This is a genomic window from Streptomyces sp. NBC_00237 (assembly GCF_026342435.1).
In the GTDB taxonomy this organism is placed as follows: Bacteria; Actinomycetota; Actinomycetes; order Streptomycetales; family Streptomycetaceae; genus Streptomyces.
Genome location: NZ_JAPEMT010000001.1, coordinates 1,578,057 through 1,594,234, shown reverse-complemented (window position 1 = coordinate 1,594,234; position 16,178 = coordinate 1,578,057). Strand labels below are relative to the sequence as shown.

10 protein-coding genes are annotated in these 16,178 nt (G+C 70.3%); 5 read left to right on the top strand and 5 right to left on the bottom strand.

Going from position 1 to position 16,178, the window contains the following annotated elements:
* The first annotated feature begins 100 nt into the window (after positions 1-100).
* Together pepN (OG897_RS06995) and OG897_RS06990 are read left to right on the top strand one after the other, a co-directional pair.
* The gene (gene pepN / locus OG897_RS06995) at positions 101-2,668 is read left to right on the top strand and encodes an aminopeptidase N (RefSeq protein WP_266653908.1); all 2,568 of its coding nucleotides are present in this window, start codon (positions 101-103) and stop codon (positions 2,666-2,668) included.
* A 148-nt stretch (positions 2,669-2,816) separates the two neighbouring features.
* Complete coding sequence (locus tag OG897_RS06990) at positions 2,817-3,893, top strand: hypothetical protein (protein ID WP_266653906.1); 1,077 nt, start codon at positions 2,817-2,819, stop codon at positions 3,891-3,893.
* Positions 3,894-3,947: 54 nt separating this feature from the next.
* On the opposite strand, the gene OG897_RS06985 is transcribed toward OG897_RS06990, so the two are convergent.
* On the bottom strand, positions 3,948-4,403 hold the full coding sequence (locus tag OG897_RS06985; protein WP_266653904.1) for an NUDIX hydrolase: 456 nt from the start codon (positions 4,401-4,403) through the stop codon (positions 3,948-3,950).
* Positions 4,404-4,769: 366 nt separating this feature from the next.
* Here OG897_RS06985 and OG897_RS06980 point away from each other — a divergent pair, with 366 nt between their 5' ends.
* Positions 4,770-8,066, top strand: coding sequence for a S8 family serine peptidase (locus tag OG897_RS06980; protein ID WP_266653902.1), 3,297 nt, complete (start codon positions 4,770-4,772; stop codon positions 8,064-8,066).
* 72 nt (positions 8,067-8,138) lie between these two features.
* Here the strand turns inward: OG897_RS06980 and OG897_RS06975 are convergent, their stop codons facing one another.
* Positions 8,139-8,840 carry a nitroreductase family protein gene (locus OG897_RS06975; protein ID WP_266653900.1) on the bottom strand — a complete coding sequence of 234 codons (702 nt, stop codon included), beginning with the start codon at positions 8,838-8,840 and terminating at the stop codon, positions 8,139-8,141.
* A 202-nt stretch (positions 8,841-9,042) separates the two neighbouring features.
* Between OG897_RS06975 and OG897_RS06970 the strand changes: the two genes are divergently transcribed.
* Both OG897_RS06970 and pepN (OG897_RS06965) read left to right on the top strand, forming a co-directional pair.
* Positions 9,043-10,071 (top strand): aspartate-semialdehyde dehydrogenase, encoded by a 1,029-nt coding sequence (locus OG897_RS06970; RefSeq protein ID WP_266653898.1) that lies wholly within the window; start codon positions 9,043-9,045, stop codon positions 10,069-10,071.
* A gap of 154 nt (positions 10,072-10,225) precedes the next feature.
* Positions 10,226-12,802 (top strand): aminopeptidase N, encoded by a 2,577-nt coding sequence (gene pepN / locus OG897_RS06965; RefSeq protein WP_266653896.1) that lies wholly within the window; start codon positions 10,226-10,228, stop codon positions 12,800-12,802.
* Positions 12,803-12,918: 116 nt separating this feature from the next.
* Here the strand turns inward: pepN (OG897_RS06965) and alc are convergent, their stop codons facing one another.
* The 3 genes from alc to OG897_RS06950 all read right to left on the bottom strand — a co-directional run bounded on the left by alc (position 12,919) and on the right by OG897_RS06950 (position 16,141).
* Positions 12,919-14,046 (bottom strand): allantoicase, encoded by a 1,128-nt coding sequence (gene alc, locus OG897_RS06960; protein ID WP_266653894.1) that lies wholly within the window; start codon positions 14,044-14,046, stop codon positions 12,919-12,921.
* A gap of 138 nt (positions 14,047-14,184) precedes the next feature.
* Positions 14,185-15,090: a LysR family transcriptional regulator gene (locus OG897_RS06955; RefSeq protein ID WP_266653892.1), complete on the bottom strand. Its 906-nt coding sequence runs from the start codon at positions 15,088-15,090 to the stop codon at positions 14,185-14,187.
* 10 nt (positions 15,091-15,100) lie between these two features.
* Positions 15,101-16,141 (bottom strand): DMT family transporter, encoded by a 1,041-nt coding sequence (locus OG897_RS06950; RefSeq protein WP_266653890.1) that lies wholly within the window; start codon positions 16,139-16,141, stop codon positions 15,101-15,103.
* Positions 16,142-16,178: the final 37 nt, after the last annotated feature.

The following is a 16,178-nucleotide window of genomic DNA, read 5'->3' as shown; positions in this document are numbered from 1 at the left end:
ATCGGTCCTGTTTCGAGGAGTTGTCGAACAGTGTTCGCCGAAGAGCATTCGCCGAGCAGCCTGTGTCGAGCAACGTCTGACGCGCCACGAAGGAGTGCCCGTGCCCGGTGAGAACCTGTCCCGCGACGAAGCCCAGAAGCGGGCCGAGCTGCTGTCCGTCGACGGCTACGAGGTCGCGCTCGACCTGCGGTCGGCGGTCGGCGACCACGAGGGGGACGGCCCGCGCACGTTCCGCTCGGTGACCACGATCCGTTTCCGCAGCACCACGCCCGGCGTCTCCACGTTCGCGGACCTGGTCGCGCCCTCCGTCAACGCGGTGACCCTCAACGGCACGGAACTGGACCCCGCGAAGGTCTTCGACGGCGTCCGCGTCACCCTGGACGGCGTCGCAGCGGAGAACGTCCTCGTGGTGGACGCCAACTGCGCGTACAGCCGTACCGGAGAGGGCATGCACCGCTTCGTCGACCCGGAGGACGGCGAGGTGTACCTGTACACCCAGTACGAGCCCGCCGACGCCCGCCGGGTGTACGCCAACTTCGAGCAGCCCGACCTGAAGGCCCCGTACCGCTTCTCTGTGCGCGCACCCGAGGGCTGGACGGCGTGGAGCAACGGCGTCGGCACCCTCGAAGAGGGCGTGTGGACGTTCGCGGAGACGCAGCCGATCTCGACGTACATCACCGCCGTCCTGGCCGGTCCCTACCACTACGTCAGCGACTCCTACAGCCGCACCCTCGCCGACGGCACGACGCTCGACATCCCGCTCGGCGCGATGTGCCGTAAGGGGCTCGCGAAGCACTTTGACGCGGACGACGTCTTCCTGATCACCAAGCAGGGCCTGGACTTCTTCCACGACAACTTCGACTACCCGTACCCCTTCGGGAAGTACGACCAGGCGTTCGTCCCGGAGTACAACCTGGGTGCGATGGAGAACCCCGGCCTGGTGACCTTCCGCGAGGAGTACATCTTCCGCGGCAAGACCACGGATGCGGCGTACGAGGGACGCGCGAACGTCATCCTGCACGAGATGGCGCACATGTGGTTCGGCGACCTGGTCACCATGCAGTGGTGGGACGACCTGTGGCTGAAGGAGTCCTTCGCGGACTTCATGGGTTCCTTCTCGATGGTGGAGGCCACGCGTTTCACCGACGGCTGGATCACCTTCACCAACCGCCGCAAGGCGTGGGCGTACCGCGCCGACCAGCTGCCGTCCACGCACCCGATCACGGCCGACATCCGTGACCTGGAGGACGCGAAGCTGAACTTCGACGGCATCACGTACGCCAAGGGTGCTTCCGTGCTGAAGCAGCTGGTGGCGTACGTCGGGCGGGACGCCTTCCTGGAGGGCGCGCGCCGTTACTTCAAGGCGCACGCGTACGGCAACACCCAGCTGGGCGACCTGCTCGCCGCGCTGGAGGAGACCAGCGGCCGCGACCTGGGCGAGTGGTCGCGCTCCTGGCTCCAGACGGCGGGCGTCAACTCCCTCACCCCCCAGGTCACGTATGACGCCGCAGGCCGCATCACCGAGCTGGCGGTCGTGCAGGAGGCGGCCGCTTCGCACCCGGAGCTGCGCCCGCACCGCGTCGCGGTCGGCCTCTACCGCCTCGAAGGCGGCGAGCTGGTCCGTTACGCCCGTACGGAGACGGACGTGGCAGGGCCGCGCACCGTCGTCACCGAGCTGGCGGGCGCTGAGAAGCCCGCGCTGATCCTCGTCAACGACGACGACCTGACGTACTGCAAGATCCGCTTCGACGAGGGCTCGCTGGAGACGCTGCGCGCACACCTCGGCGACATCACGGACCCCCTCGCCCGCGCCCTGTGCTGGTCGGCGCTGTGGAACCTCACCCGGGACGCCCTGATGCCCGCCCGGGACTTCATCGACCTGGTACTGCGGTTCGCGGGCCGTGAGTCCGACATCGGCGTGCTCCAGATGCTCCACGCGTGGACGCAGACGGCGCTCGGCCACTACGCGGCGCCCGATTGGCGCGAGGAGGGGGCGCGGCTGCTCGCCGAGGGGGCGCTGCGCGAGCTGCGGGGCGCCGAGCCGGAGAGCCAGCACCAGCTGACGTGGGCGCGCTTCTTCGCCGCGGTGGCGTCCTCGGACGCCGACCACCAGCTCCTGGAGGGGCTGCTGGCGGGCACGGCGCGGATCGACGGCCTGGACGTCGACCAGGAGCTGCGCTGGGCGTTCCTGACGCCGCTGGCGGCGCACGGGCGCGCCGACGAGAAGGTGATCGACGCGGAACTCGCCCGTGACGACACGGCGTCCGGCAAGCGCCACCAGGTGCGCTGCCTGGCCGCGCGTCCTTCCGAGGCGGTCAAGGCGCAGGCGTGGGCGACGGTCGTGGAGTCCGACGCGCTGTCCAACGCACTCGTGGAGGCCACCAACGCAGGATTCGTGCGCGGCAGCCAGCGCGAGCTGCTCGCCCCGTACGCGGAGAAGTACTTCGCGGCGATCGAGCGGGTGTGGGCCGAGCGGTCCATCCAGATCGGCGTGCTGATCGTCCGCGACCTGTACCCGTCGCTCCAGGACCCGGCCGCCACGCTGGCGGCCACGGACGCGTGGCTGACCGCGCACGAGGGTGCTGCTCCCGCGCTGCGCCGTCTGGTGCTCGAAGCGCGCGACGACCTGGCGCGGGCACAGCGGGCGCAGGAGTGCGACGGAGCCTGACGGCCTCGGGAAACGGAGTTTTCCCGCACCCCGCCCGGGGTACTGCTCGGCAGTCGAACAGCCGTACTTTAGGGCGGGGTTGTCCCGGAATGTCGACGGGACTGTAACAGCGGTTAGAGACGGGGGTACGGGCGGGAAAGTCGTCGGCATGAACAACGACACGCACCCCCAGGCGCAGTCCACCCCGCAGTCGTCGCCCGTGGCCCCCAAGCCCAGGACCGGGTCCCCCGCGGTGTCCTCGGCGGCCGCGGCGGCCGCCGCCCGCGCCCTGCCCCTCAGCCACCTCTCCGACGTCCAGCGGCGGGTCCTTTCGACCGCGCAGCTGCGCGAGCACGGGATCTCGGCGGCGAAGGCGGCGGCGCAGTGCCGGGCGGGCGGTCCGTGGCAGCAGCTGCTGCCGGGGGTGTTCCTGCTGCACCAGGGCGTGCCGACGAGCGAGGAGCGGCTGCACGCGGCGCTGCTGTACACCGGGCGGGGCGAGGAGGGTGCGGTGATCACCGGCCTGGCGGCCCTGGCACTGCACAGGTTCTCGTCCGCACCGCCTCTGCTGGGGCTCGAACACCTCGACGTCATGGTGCCCCGTACGCGGCGGCTGCGCTCCGTCGGTTTCGTACGGATCGTCAGGGCGCACGCGCTGCCCGGTACGCAGGTGATCACCGGGCTGCCGGTGGCCCCGGTGGCGCGTGCCGTCGCGGACGCGGTGGCGCACCTGACGGACGCTGACCTGGTGCGGCGCATCCTGGCGGAGGCCGTGCGCGGCGGGCACTGCGAACCGGCGGCGATCGTACGAGAACTGAACCTTGCCCGGTTGCTGACCCGGCCGCACGTGAGTGACGCGGTGGACGCCCTGCTGGCGGAGGGCCGGTCGATCGCGGAGGACCGCCTCTACGCGATGGTGAGCGATTTCGGGCTGCCGGACCCGCTGTGGAACGTGGACCTGCGGCTGCCGGGCGGGCCGCACCTGGGCGGCGTGGACGCGTTCTGGCCGGACCAGTCGGTGGCGGTCGAGCTGGACACGCGGGCTCCCCGCCAGGACGAGGACGCGCTCTGGTCGGAGTACGCGCGCAAGCGCGAGCACCTGGAGCGCCTGGGCATCACCGTCGTCCACCTCACCCCCCAGAAGCTGCGGGAGGCGACGGACCAGCAGGCGGCCGTGGTGCGGACGGCGCTCATGGCGTCCGTCGACCGCGACCCGGCCGCCTACGTCGTCGTACTCCCCCGATGAGCCGGTGGGCGGCGGCGACCTGGGCCGCCGTCGGCACTCGGCAGGTCCTGCGGGTCAGGATGTGGACTTCACCCGGCCGGTGGCCGGTCGGGTGCGCCACAGTTCGAGGCCGGTGTCGACCAGTTCGACCCGGTCGAGGGCGCTGACGGCGTCGAGGGGGTGCCACGCGGCGAGGTCGGTGGAGCCGCCCGTCTCGTGGCGCAGTTCACCGCCGGTGACCCTCGCCTCGTACACGATGCGCAGGCCCTGGAAGTCCGCGAAGGACCCGAGCCTGCGCGGGTAGCGGCGGCGGATGGAGTCCAGCCCGAGGAGCTGGACCGGCTCGACGGCGTAACCGGTCTCCTCGTCGACCTCGCGCACGACCGTCTCCAGCGGGTCCTCGCCGTGCTCCAGGCCGCCGCCGGGCAGCGTCCAGCGTTTCGCACCGTCCCGGGCCACCCAGCGGGCCAGCAGCACCTTCTCGTCCCGTACGCACACGGCGTAGGCGGCCACTCTCAACTCTGCGTTCATTAGTTGAGGCTAGGCGGTACGCGGCCCACCGCACCTGGATCGGGCACAAACCGGTGCGGCGGGACCGGATCCGGAGCGGGCTCCGGTCCTGTCGGCGGCCCCACCTTTAGCGGGCATCGCCGCGTCGCGTCCGGCGGCTGTGGGGCGGGGGGACGCGGAGCGGCCGTCCCTTCCTCCCTGACGGGTCCGCGCGGTTCCCGTCAGGCGGCAGCACGCCAGTGGCGGGTTCCTGCCACGGCGTATTACACCTCAGTCAACTCTCCCCAAACAACTGTCACTTACGACATGCTGACCGGTCATTGGGCACCGAAATTCGGACTCTTTCTGTCCGGAGTTCTTCCAGATCCTTCACATTCAGGGATGCACATGACCGCCACCCCCCAGCCTTCCGCGCCGCGCGCGGGCGGCGTCAGACGTACCGCGCGAATAGCCTTCGCGGCCTCGCTGGTTGCCGCGCTGTGTGCGACCGCGCCGCTGCCCGCCTTCGCCGCGGGCACGCCCGACCCCACTCCCCCGGCTCCCAAGTCCGCCGAGGCCAAGCTCGGCAGTGTCGACGAGGCGCTGCTCACCGAGGCGCAGACGTCCGGCGCGAAGGACGTCACCGTGATGGTGGCGACCGCGCCGGGTGCGACGGAGCAGGTCAAGGCCCAGTTCGACGGCGTACCGGGGGCGAGCGTCGGGCGTACGGACGACGCGCTCGGCTACGTGCGGGCCACGCTGCCCATCGCGAAGGCCGAAGCCGCGCTGAAGTCGGCCGCGAAGCTCTCCAGCGTCCACGCGATCGACCTCAAGCAGGAGATCAAGCTCGACGACCCGACACCGTCCGGCGACCGCGCCCAGGGCGCCGCCAAGGCGGCTGTGGGCTCGTACCCGGCACCGGGGAAGGACACCCCCGCCGAGAACCCGTACAACCCGTCCTTCGAGACCGGCGCCGTCGACTTCGTGAAGAAGAACCCGACGGCGGACGGGCGCGGCGTCACCATCGGCATCCTGGACTCGGGCGTCGACCTCGGTCACCCGGCGCTCCAGAAGACCACCACCGGCGAGCGCAAGATCGTCGACTGGGTGACGGCGACGGACCCGGTGGCCGACGGCGACCTGACCTGGCGTCCGATGATCACCGAGGTCAAGGGCCCGACCTTCACGGCCGGCGGCCGGACCTGGACGGCGCCCGAGGGCACGTACAAGTTCAACCTCTTCCGTGAGAACTCCACCGCCGGCGGCGACGCCAAGGGCGACCTGAACCGCGACGGCGACACCACCGACGTCTGGGGCGTGCTGTACGACCAGGCTGCCGGGACCGTCCGGGTGGACCTCGACAACGACGGCGACTTCGCCGACGAGACCGCGATGACGCCGTACAAGGACAAGTTCCAGGTCGGCTACTTCGGCAAGGACAACCCGGCGACGGACGTCGTCGAGCAGGTCCCCTTCGTGGTCGAGTTCCGCAAGGACGTCGTCTACAACCAGGCCGGTGCCAAGGCCGACTTCGTCAACATCGGGCTCATCGAGAGTGAGCACGGCACCCACGTCGCAGGCATCACCGCCGCCAACAAGCTCTTCGGCGGCAAGATGAACGGCGCGGCCCCGGGTGCGAAGCTCGTGTCCTCCCGTGCCTGCACCTGGGACGGCGGCTGCACCAACATCGCGCTGACCGAAGGCATGACCGACCTGGTCAAGAACCGCGGCGTGGACATCGTCAACATGTCGATCGGCGGTCTGCCCGCGCTCAACGACGGCAACAACGCCCGCGCCGAGCTCTACACCCGCCTGATCGACACCTATGGCGTGCAGCTGGTCATCTCGGCCGGCAACAGCGGCCCGGGCACCAACACCATCGGCGACCCCGGTCTGGCCGACAAGGTGATCTCGGTCGGCGCGTCCATCTCCAAGGAGACCTGGGCGGCCAACTACGGCTCCGCGGTGAAGTCCGCGTACGCGATGATGCCGTTCTCCTCCCGGGGCCCGCGTGAGGACGGCGGCTTCGCGCCGACGATCACTGCGCCCGGTTCGGCGATCAACACCACCCAGACCTGGCTGCCCGGCGGCCCGGTCGCCGAGGCGGGCTACCCGCTCCCGGCCGGTTACCAGATGCTCCAGGGCACCTCGATGGCCTCCCCGCAGGCGGCGGGCGCCTCGGCGCTGCTGATCTCGGCCGCCAAGCAGGCCAAGCTGGACCTGACCCCGGCGAAGCTGCGCACCGCGCTGATCAGTCAGGCCGACCGCATCAAGGGCGCGCAGGCGCACGAGCAGGGTGCCGGTCTCATCAACGTCGTCGACGCGTGGAAGTCCCTGAAGAAGGGCGCCACCGCGCACGAGTACACGGTGAAGGCCCCGGTCGACACCGCGATGGAACAGGCGCTCAAGACGCCCGGCTTCGGCACCGGTCTGTACGACCGTGAGGGCGGCCTGAAGGCCGGTCAGAAGAAGACGTACGACATCACGATCACCCGTACCTCGGGTCCGGCCGGTGACGTCCGGCACGAGCTGCACTTCGAGAACAACAACGGCACCTTCAAGGTCGTCGGCAACGACGTCGTGAAGCTTCCGCTGAACACGCCGGTCACCGTGAAGGTCTCCGCGCAGCCCCGCACCGGCGGCATCCACAGCGCCGTCCTGGAGGTGTCCGACAAGGCCACCGAGGGCATCGACAAGCAGATCCTCACCACCGTCGTCGCCGCCGACGAGGTGGCGAAGCCCGGATACACGCTGAAGAAGTCGGGTACGGCAACGCGCAACGCCTCCACCTCGTACTTCGTGAACGTCCCGGCGGGCGCGAAGAACCTGGAGGTCGCACTCGGCGGACTCGCGGCGGGCAGCCAGACCCGGTTCATCTCGATCCACCCGTACGGTGTGCCGTCCGACCCGACGTCGACGACGAACTGCTACCCGAACTACAACAACCCGGCCAACACCTGCCGCCCCGACGTCCGCTCCTACAAGGAGCCGGCTGCGGGCGTCTGGGAGATCGAGGTCGAGTCGCGCCGTACGTCGCCGCTGCTGGACAACCCGTACACGCTGGACGTGACGCTGCTGGGCGCGGGCTTCGACCCGGCCGTCAAGGTCGTCCCCGAGGCGAAGGTCGGCACTCCGGCCCCCGTCGAGTGGAAGGTCACCAACAACTTCGGCGCGCTCACCGGCAAGCTGAAGGGCGGCTCGCTGGGCTCCGCGAAGGTCGCCAAGCCGACCATCAAGCAGGGTGAGACGCAGGAGACCACGGTCGTCCTGGGCGAGGGCGCCGAGCGCCTCGACGTCGCCATCGGCAAGGTCTCCGACGCCAAGGCCGACCTGGACCTGGTGGTCCTCAAGGACGGCAAGGAGGTCGGCAAGGCCGCCGACGGCGACTCCGAGGAGGCCGTCAGCCTGCTCAAGCCCGCCGCCGGTACGTACACGATCGTCGTGGACGGCTACTCGATCCCGGCCGGCACCACCACGTACGACTACCGCGACGTGTTCTTCGCGGCGTCGCTCGGTAGTGTCACCGCCGACGAGACGAAGCAGGTGGAGCTCGCCAACGGCGCGTCCGCCCAGGTCACGGCGTCGGTGAACGTCGGGGGCGCGGCGCCGGAAGGGCGCCAGTTCTTCGGCGAGGTGCAGCTGCTGAACGCACGCGGCACGGTCGCGGGCACCGGCAGCGTGCAGATCGAGAAGGTCGTCCAGTAACGGACTGATCTTCTTGTACGCGTGAGGGGCGGGCCGGGAAGTCTCCGGCCCGCCCCTTGCTCTTACCCCCTGCTAGATCTCGACCATGACCTGGTCGAGGGACTTGCGGACCAGGTCGGGGACCTGGCAGTCGTCCGCCGGGTAGCCGACCGGGATCACCGCGAACGCCTTCTCGTTGACCGGGCGGCCCAGCACCTCGGCCAGGAAGCGCATGGGACTCGGGGTGTGGATGAGGGCGGCGAGGCCGGAGAGGTGGAGGGCGGACAGGAGCATGCCCACCGCGATGCCGACCGACTCGTCGACGTAGTAGTGCTTGCGCTTGGTGCCGTCCTCGGCGAGCCAGTAGCGCTGCTGGAAGACGACGATCAGGGCGGGGGCGTCGGTGAGGTGGGGTTTCACCTCGTCGGTGCCGAGCGGGCGCAGGGCGTCGAGCCACTCCTCGCCGAGCCTGCCCTCGTAGGAGATCTGCTCCTCCTCCTCGGCGGCCTCGCGTATCCGGCGGCGTACGTCCGGGTCCTTGACCAGGACGAAGGTCCAGGGCTGCTGGTGGGCGCCGGAGGGGGCGGTGGCACCGCAGGCGATGGCGTCGCGGACGACCTGGTCGGGGACGGGGTCCGTGGAGAACTGGCGGACCGTGCGGCGCTCGTCCATGCGGGTGCGCAGCTCGGCGGCGCGGGCCAGGGATTCGGCCGCGTCCATCCGGGCGGGGGTGTAGGGCACCGGCCGGTAGGGGTCGCCGTGGGTCGGTTCCCACTTGTTCTTTGTCACAGTCATGGCCAGAGCATGAAGGGGGCAGGGGTCCTGTGTCCGGTGGTTCGGGAAATCCGGTGCCCGCTGTCCGCTCTGCGGACACTTCACGGTGCCTCGGTCCGTCCCTCGGACAATCGATTGGACAAGCCGGACGGCACCTCCCGCATCATGGGTGCCATCGCCGCAGGTCGTCATGCCTGCACACGCAAAGGACTGAGGAGTCACCGTGAGGGTCGGAATCGTCGGAGCCACCGGTCAGGTCGGCGGAGTTGTGCTGCGGATCCTCGCGGAGCGGAAGTTCCCGGTCACGGAGCTGCGGCTGTTCGCCTCGGCGCGGTCCGCCGGTTCGACGCTGGAGTGGGACGGCAAGCCGGTCACCATCGAGGACGCCTCGGCGGCCGACTACACGGGCCTCGACATCGTGATCTTCTCCGCCGGTGGTTCCACCTCCAAGGCGCTGGCCGAGAAGGTCGCCGCGCAGGGTGCCGTCGTCATCGACAACTCGTCCGCCTGGCGGCGCGACCCCGAGGTGCCCCTCGTGGTGTCCGAGGTGAACCCGCACGCGGTCGCGGACCGCCCCAAGGGCATCATCGCCAACCCGAACTGCACGACGATGGCCGCGATGCCCGTGCTGAAGCCGCTGCACGGCGAGGCGGGCCTCCTCACGATGATCGCCACCACCTACCAGGCCGTGTCCGGCTCCGGTCTGGCCGGTGTCGCCGAGCTCGACGGCCAGGTCAAGAAGGTCGTCGACCAGGCGGCGGAGCTCACCCACGGCGGCGACAAGGTCGAGCTGCCCGAGCCGAACGTCTACAAGAAGCCGATCGCGTTCAACGTGCTGCCGCTGGCGGGCAACATCGTCGACGACGGCTCCTTCGAGACGGACGAGGAGCAGAAGCTCCGCAACGAGTCCCGCAAGATCCTGGAGATCCCGGAGCTGAAGGTCTCCGGCACGTGTGTCCGGGTGCCGGTCTTCTCGGGCCACTCGCTCCAGGTCAACCTGCGTTTTGAGCGACCGCTCACTGTGGAGCGCGCGTACGAGCTGCTCGGCGGCGCACCGGGGGTGGCGCTCTCCGAGATCCCGACGCCTCTGGAGGCGGCGGGACAGGACGTCTCCTTCGTCGGTCGCATCCGCGTCGACGAGACCGTCGACAACGGCCTCGCACTGTTCCTCTCCGGCGACAACCTCCGCAAGGGTGCGGCGCTGAACGCCGTACAGATCGCGGAGCTGGTGGCGGCGGAGCTCAAGGGCTGACCCATCCCGCAACTCACGGGGCGGTGACACCGGGGGGACCGTGTGTCACCGCCCCTTCTCGTCTGTGCTGGGTCCGACCGTAAATCTCACTGCCGACAGGGCCCCGCGCCGTGGAAGGATGGCCCAGAACGTCACGATCCGAGGAGATGACAGGGTGCCCGGTACCAATCTGACCCGCGAAGAAGCGCAGGAGCGCGCGCGGCTGCTCACGGTTGATGCGTACGAGGTCGAGCTCGACCTCAGTGGTGCGCAGGAGGGCGGTACGTACCGCTCGGTGACCACGGTGCGCTTCGAGTCCGCCGAGGACGGGGCCGCCAGCTTCATCGACCTGGTCGCGCCGACCGTGCACGAGGTCGTGCTGAACGGTGAGGCACTGGATGCGAAGGCGGTCTTCGCCGCATCGCGCATCGCGCTTCCGTCGCTGCGCGGCGGGGCCAACGAACTGAAGGTCGTCGCGGACTGCGCGTACACCAACACCGGTGAGGGTCTGCACCGCTTCGTGGACCCGGTCGACGAGCAGGCTTATCTGTACACGCAGTTCGAGGTGCCGGACGCGCGGCGGGTGTTCGCGTCGTTCGAGCAGCCCGACCTGAAGGCGACCTTCCAGTTCACCGTGAAGGCCCCGACGGGCTGGACCGTGATCTCGAACTCGCCGACGCCGGAGCCGAAGGACGACGTCTGGACCTTCGAGCCGACGCCGCGCATTTCCACGTACATCACCGCTCTGATCGTCGGCCCGTACCACGCGGTGCACTCGGTGTACGAGGGCAAGGACGGGCAGCGCGTGCCGCTGGGCATCTACTGCCGTCCGTCGCTGGCCGAGCACCTGGACGCGGACGACATCTTCGCCGTCACGCGGCAGGGCTTCGACTGGTTCCAGGAGAAGTTCGACTACGACTACCCGTTCGCGAAGTACGACCAGCTCTTCGTGCCGGAGTTCAACGCGGGCGCGATGGAGAACGCGGGCGCGGTCACCATCCGCGACCAGTACGTGTTCCGCTCGAAGGTCACGGACGCCGCGTACGAGACGCGCGCCGAGACGATCCTGCACGAGCTCGCCCACATGTGGTTCGGCGACCTCGTCACGATGGAGTGGTGGAACGACCTGTGGCTGAACGAGTCGTTCGCCACGTACACCTCGATCGCCTGCCAGGCGTACGCCGAGGGCTCGAAGTGGCCGCACTCCTGGACGACGTTCGCGAACTCCATGAAGACGTGGGCGTACCGCCAGGACCAGCTTCCCTCGACGCACCCGATCATGGCCGACATCCGTGACCTGGACGACGTGCTGGTCAACTTCGACGGCATCACGTACGCCAAGGGCGCGTCGGTCCTGAAGCAGCTTGTGGCGTACGTGGGCATGGACGAGTTCTTCGCGGGCGTGCAGGCGTACTTCAAGGCGCACGCCTTCGGCAACACGCAGCTGAGCGACCTGCTGGGCGCCTTGGAGCAGACCAGTGGCCGCGACCTCAAGACGTGGTCGCAGAAGTGGCTCCAGACGGCCGGGATCAACATCCTGCGCCCGGAGATCGAGACGGACGCCGACGGCGTCGTCACCGCCTTCGCGGTGAAGCAGGAGGCTCCCGCGCTGCCGACCGGTGCAAAGGGCGTCCCGACGCTGCGTCCGCACCGCATCGCGATCGGCCTGTACGACCTGGACGGCGCGGGCAAGCTCGTGCGCACCGACCGCGTCGAGCTGGACGTCGACGGCGAACTGACCGCCGTGGACGCCCTGGTGGGCCGCGCGCGTCCCGCCGTCGTGCTGCTCAACGACGACGACCTGTCGTACGCGAAGGTGCGCCTGGACGAGGCGTCGCTGGCCTTCGTCACCGAGCACCTGGGCGACTTCACCGAGTCGCTGCCGCGCGCCCTGTGCTGGGCGTCCGCGTGGGACATGACGCGCGACGGCGAACTCGCCACCCGTGACTACCTGTCCCTGGTGCTGTCCGGCATCTCCAAGGAGTCGGACATCGGCGTCGTGCAGTCGCTGCACCGTCAGGTGAAGCTGGCGCTGGACCTGTACTCGGCGCCGTCCTGGCGCGAGGCCGGTCTGACGCAGTGGACCGAGGCGACCCGGGCGCACCTGGCGTCCGCCGAGCCGGGCAGCGACCACCAGCTCGCTTGGGCGCGCGCGTTCGCCGCGACCGCGCGCACGCCGCAGCAGCTGGACCTGCTGCGCGGGCTCCTGGAGGGCTCGGAGTCGGTCGAGGGCCTGGCCGTCGACACCGACCTGCGCTGGGCGTTCGTGAACCGTCTGGCGGCCGTGGGCGTCGTCGACGAGGACGAGATCGCGGCGGAGCTGGAGCGCGACAACACCTCGGCCGGCCAGCAGCACGCGGCCTCGGCCCGTGCGGCGCGTCCGACGGCTCAGGCGAAGGCGGAGGCGTGGGCGTCGGTCGTGGAGTCCGACGAGCTGACCAACTCCCTCCAGGAGGCGGTCATCGGCGGCTTCGTGCAGACGGATCAGCGCGAGCTGCTCGCCCCGTACACGGAGAAGTACTTCGCGGCGGTCAAGGGCGTGTGGGACTCGCGTTCGCACGAGATCGCGCAGCAGATCGCGGTGGGCCTGTACCCCGCGCTCCAGGTGTCGCAGGAGACGCTGGACGCGACGGACACCTGGCTGGCGTCGGCGGAGCCGAGTGCGGCGCTGCGGCGGCTGGTGTCGGAGTCGCGGTCGGGTGTTGAGCGTGCGCTCAAGGCGCAGGCAGCGGACGAGGCTGCCGGTGCGTAACACCATGTCGCCATGACATGGCGGAGGGCCCCGGCGCGGGTGGGTGTGCGCCGGGGCCCTCTGTTGTTCCCGTGCGTGCGGGACCGCTGTCCACCGCACGCACGGAGTCTGGTGCGCTAGTTGCTCAGGTCCTCGTAGCGGGCCTTGAGCTCGGTCTGGCCCTGCTCGGTGACGGTGCCGTGCAGGCGCATGCGGGCGACGCCGCCGTCGGGGAAGGCGTCGAGGCGCACGTGGGTGGCGACGGCCTGCGCGGCGAGCTTGAACCGGTGCAGGGTGTCGGGCTGGAGCTTCGTCCGGGGGAGGATCTCGAACCAGTCGCCGGTGTCGCCGTTGCGGCCGCTGAGCGCGATCCACCCGGCGGAGTTGCCCTTGAGGTAGGCGGTGTCGATCTCGACGGCGCGGACGGCGCCCTGGGCGACGAGCTTGAAGCGCACCCAGTCGTTGGTGTCGCGCACCCGGCGGCGGCGGTTCTCCCAGCCGTCGTCCATCTTGCGGGAGGTGCCGGGCAGGATGATCTGCGTCGGCGACGAGTAGAACTTGTCCGACGCGTCCTCGTAGGTGCCGCCGTTCTGTACGGCGACGAGGTCGACGGTGCCCAGGAGCTGGAGCCACTCGGGGTCCGGGACGACCTCGCCGTGCACGCGCAGGCGGGCGACGCCGCCGTCGGGGTGCTGGCACAGGCGCACGTGCGTGAAGCGGCGCTCGACGTCGATCTCGAACGCGTTGGCCGCGTGGCCCCTGACGGGTGTGACGGGAACGATCTCCTCCCACTTCACGTCGTCGGCGAGGAGCCGCTCGGGGCTCGGGGAGCCCTCGACGGCGGTCGCCTGGATGCTGACGCGCTGCGGGTAGTTGCCGCGGAAGTGGGCGGTGTCGACGATGATGCCCCGGATGACTCCGGCGGCACCGAGGCGGATGATCGCCCAGTCGTGGTCCTCGGCCTCGGGGAAGGGGTGCTGGGCGTCGACGCCGCGGCGGCGGCGGGTCTCCCAGCCGTCCATGATCTTTCCCTTGTGCCCGAAGTGCTCCGGGTCGAAGACGGCGCGTTCGCGGATGAGGAGGTTCTCGCGCTCGGCAAAGAACTCGTCGTTGGCGGCGATGACACCGGCGCCGAGGCGACGGTCGGCGAGGTCGACGAGCTCGGTGAACGGGAGGTCGCCCGCACCGCGGTAGTCGGCGTAGGGGTCGCCTCCGCCGTAGGGGGCTGCGTCGTTGGCGTGCGGGTCGCTCTCGTTGGTCGTCATGGGTACGACTGTGGCTCCCGCCCACCTCTCAGGTCCATCGAAAGTTTCCGCACAGGCTGTGAAGCGGAACTGAAAGGTGGGGGCGGGTTCCGCTCCTCACCTCTCAGCCCCGTGGGGGCGGGTTCCGCTCCCCACCTCTCAGCCCCGTTCGGCCGCGACCGTCCGCAGCGCCGCCAGCGTCCGGCCCACCGCGGGGCCGTCCTCCGCGCCCCGTCGCACCGCGGCCACCACGTGCCGTCGGGGCCGGTCGGCCTCCAGTACGCGCATGACGACACCGGTGCGGCGCTCGGCGGCGGCCATCCGGGGTACCAGGGCGACGCCCATGCCCGCCTCGACCATCGCCAGGATGGCGGTCCACCCGGCGGCGCTGTGCGCCTGTACGGGCACGAATCCGGCCGCCTCACAGGCGGCGGTGGTGATCTCCGACCAGGGACCGCTGCCGCCGAAGATCCATGCTTCGCCGGACAGGTCCGCGAGCCGCAGGCCGGGGGCGGCGGCGAGGGGGTGGTGCGTGGGGAGCGCCACGTCGAGGGGGTCGGCGAGCAGCGGGATGCGGGCGAACCGAGGGTCTCGGGCGGTGGGCGCGTGCGCGGCGAGCGAGAGGGCGAGGTCGACGGTGCCGTCGGAGAGGAGGTCATACGCCTCTGCCGCCTCGGCCTCCCGCACCCGTACCTCCAGGCCCGGATGCGTCACACGCAGGCGACGTACGGCGGGTACGACGAGGGCGGGCACGGCCGTCGAGAAGGCGCCGATCCGCACCTCTCCCGTGTCGCCCTTCGCGTAGCCCTCCAACTCGGCGTCCGCTCGTTCCAGTTGCGCGAAGACCGCCTCCGCGTGCCGGAGCACGAGGTGGGCCGCGTCGGTGAGGCGGACCCGGCGGCCGTGCGCCTCCAGGAGGGTGACGTCGAGCTGTTTGGCGAGGTTGGAGAGTTGCTGGGAGACGGCTGAGGGCGTCATCAGCAGCGCCTCGGCGGTGGCCGTCACGGTGCCCCTCTCGCGCAGGGTCCGCAGGATGCGCAGCTTCTTGATGTCCCACTCGGTCATGACCCGCAACTTATCGGGCTCCCTTGAACCGGGCGGTCCGGGTTGTCCGGGCGGTACGGGGGGTACGGGCGGTCCGGGTGCCTCCGGTGGCGCCGGTCGTGGCCCCGAGCACCACGCCGCCCAGGATGAGCCCCGTGCACAGCACCTGGAGCGGCCCGGTCTCCTCGCCGAGCACCGCGTACGACAGCAGCGCCACGCACACCGGCTGGAGGTAGTAGACGATGCCCGCACGGGCGGCGCCGATGAGGGAGATCGCCTTGTTCCAGGCGAAGAAGGCGACGGCGGAGGAGAAGACGCCGACGTAGAGGAGCGGGCCCACGGTGCCGGGGCGCACCTCGAAGCCGCCCTGGACGGCGAGGCTGATGCCGTACGCAGGCGCCAGCATCAGCGCCCCGAGGACGAACGTGCTGAAGAGGAAGGCCAGTCCGCCGATCTCCGCGGGCTTGCGGCGCAGCAGGGCGCTGTACGAGCCGAAGCACAGGGCGGCGGCGATCATCCAGAACGCACCGGCCGACAGACCGAGGGTGAGTGAGCCCTTACTCACCAGGAGCAGCACTCCGGTGCAGGCGATCAGCATGCCGACGACACGGCGGGCGCCGAGACGCTGTCCGCCCAGGCGCTCGTACACCGCCATGACGACGGGCGAGGCGGCCATGATCATGCCCATGGTTCCGGCGGGGGTGTCGAGTCCGGCCTGGTTGACCAGGGTGTTGTAGACGGTGACGCCGAGCAGGGCGGCGAGGGCGACGAAGCCGAGGTGCTCGCGGAGCACGGCGCGCTGCCGCCAGGTCGCGCGCACGGCGAAGGGAGCGACGGCGAGCAAGGCGACGATCCAGCGCCAGAAGGCGGCCTGAATCGGCGGTACGGAGTCGTGCAGACCGCGCGAGGTGACGAAGCTGCCGGACCAGACGACGGTGGCGACGGCGGCGAGCAGGAGGCCGAGACCCACACTCCTGCGTACCGTCGCCGTGGTCGTGCCTGTGGTGGTGCCTGTGATCGTGCCTGTGGTGGTGGTGCCGCTCGGTGTGCGGATGCGGTCGAGTACTGCCATCGCTGCCCCCGGGGTGGTGCGGTGATCGGTGAGATCA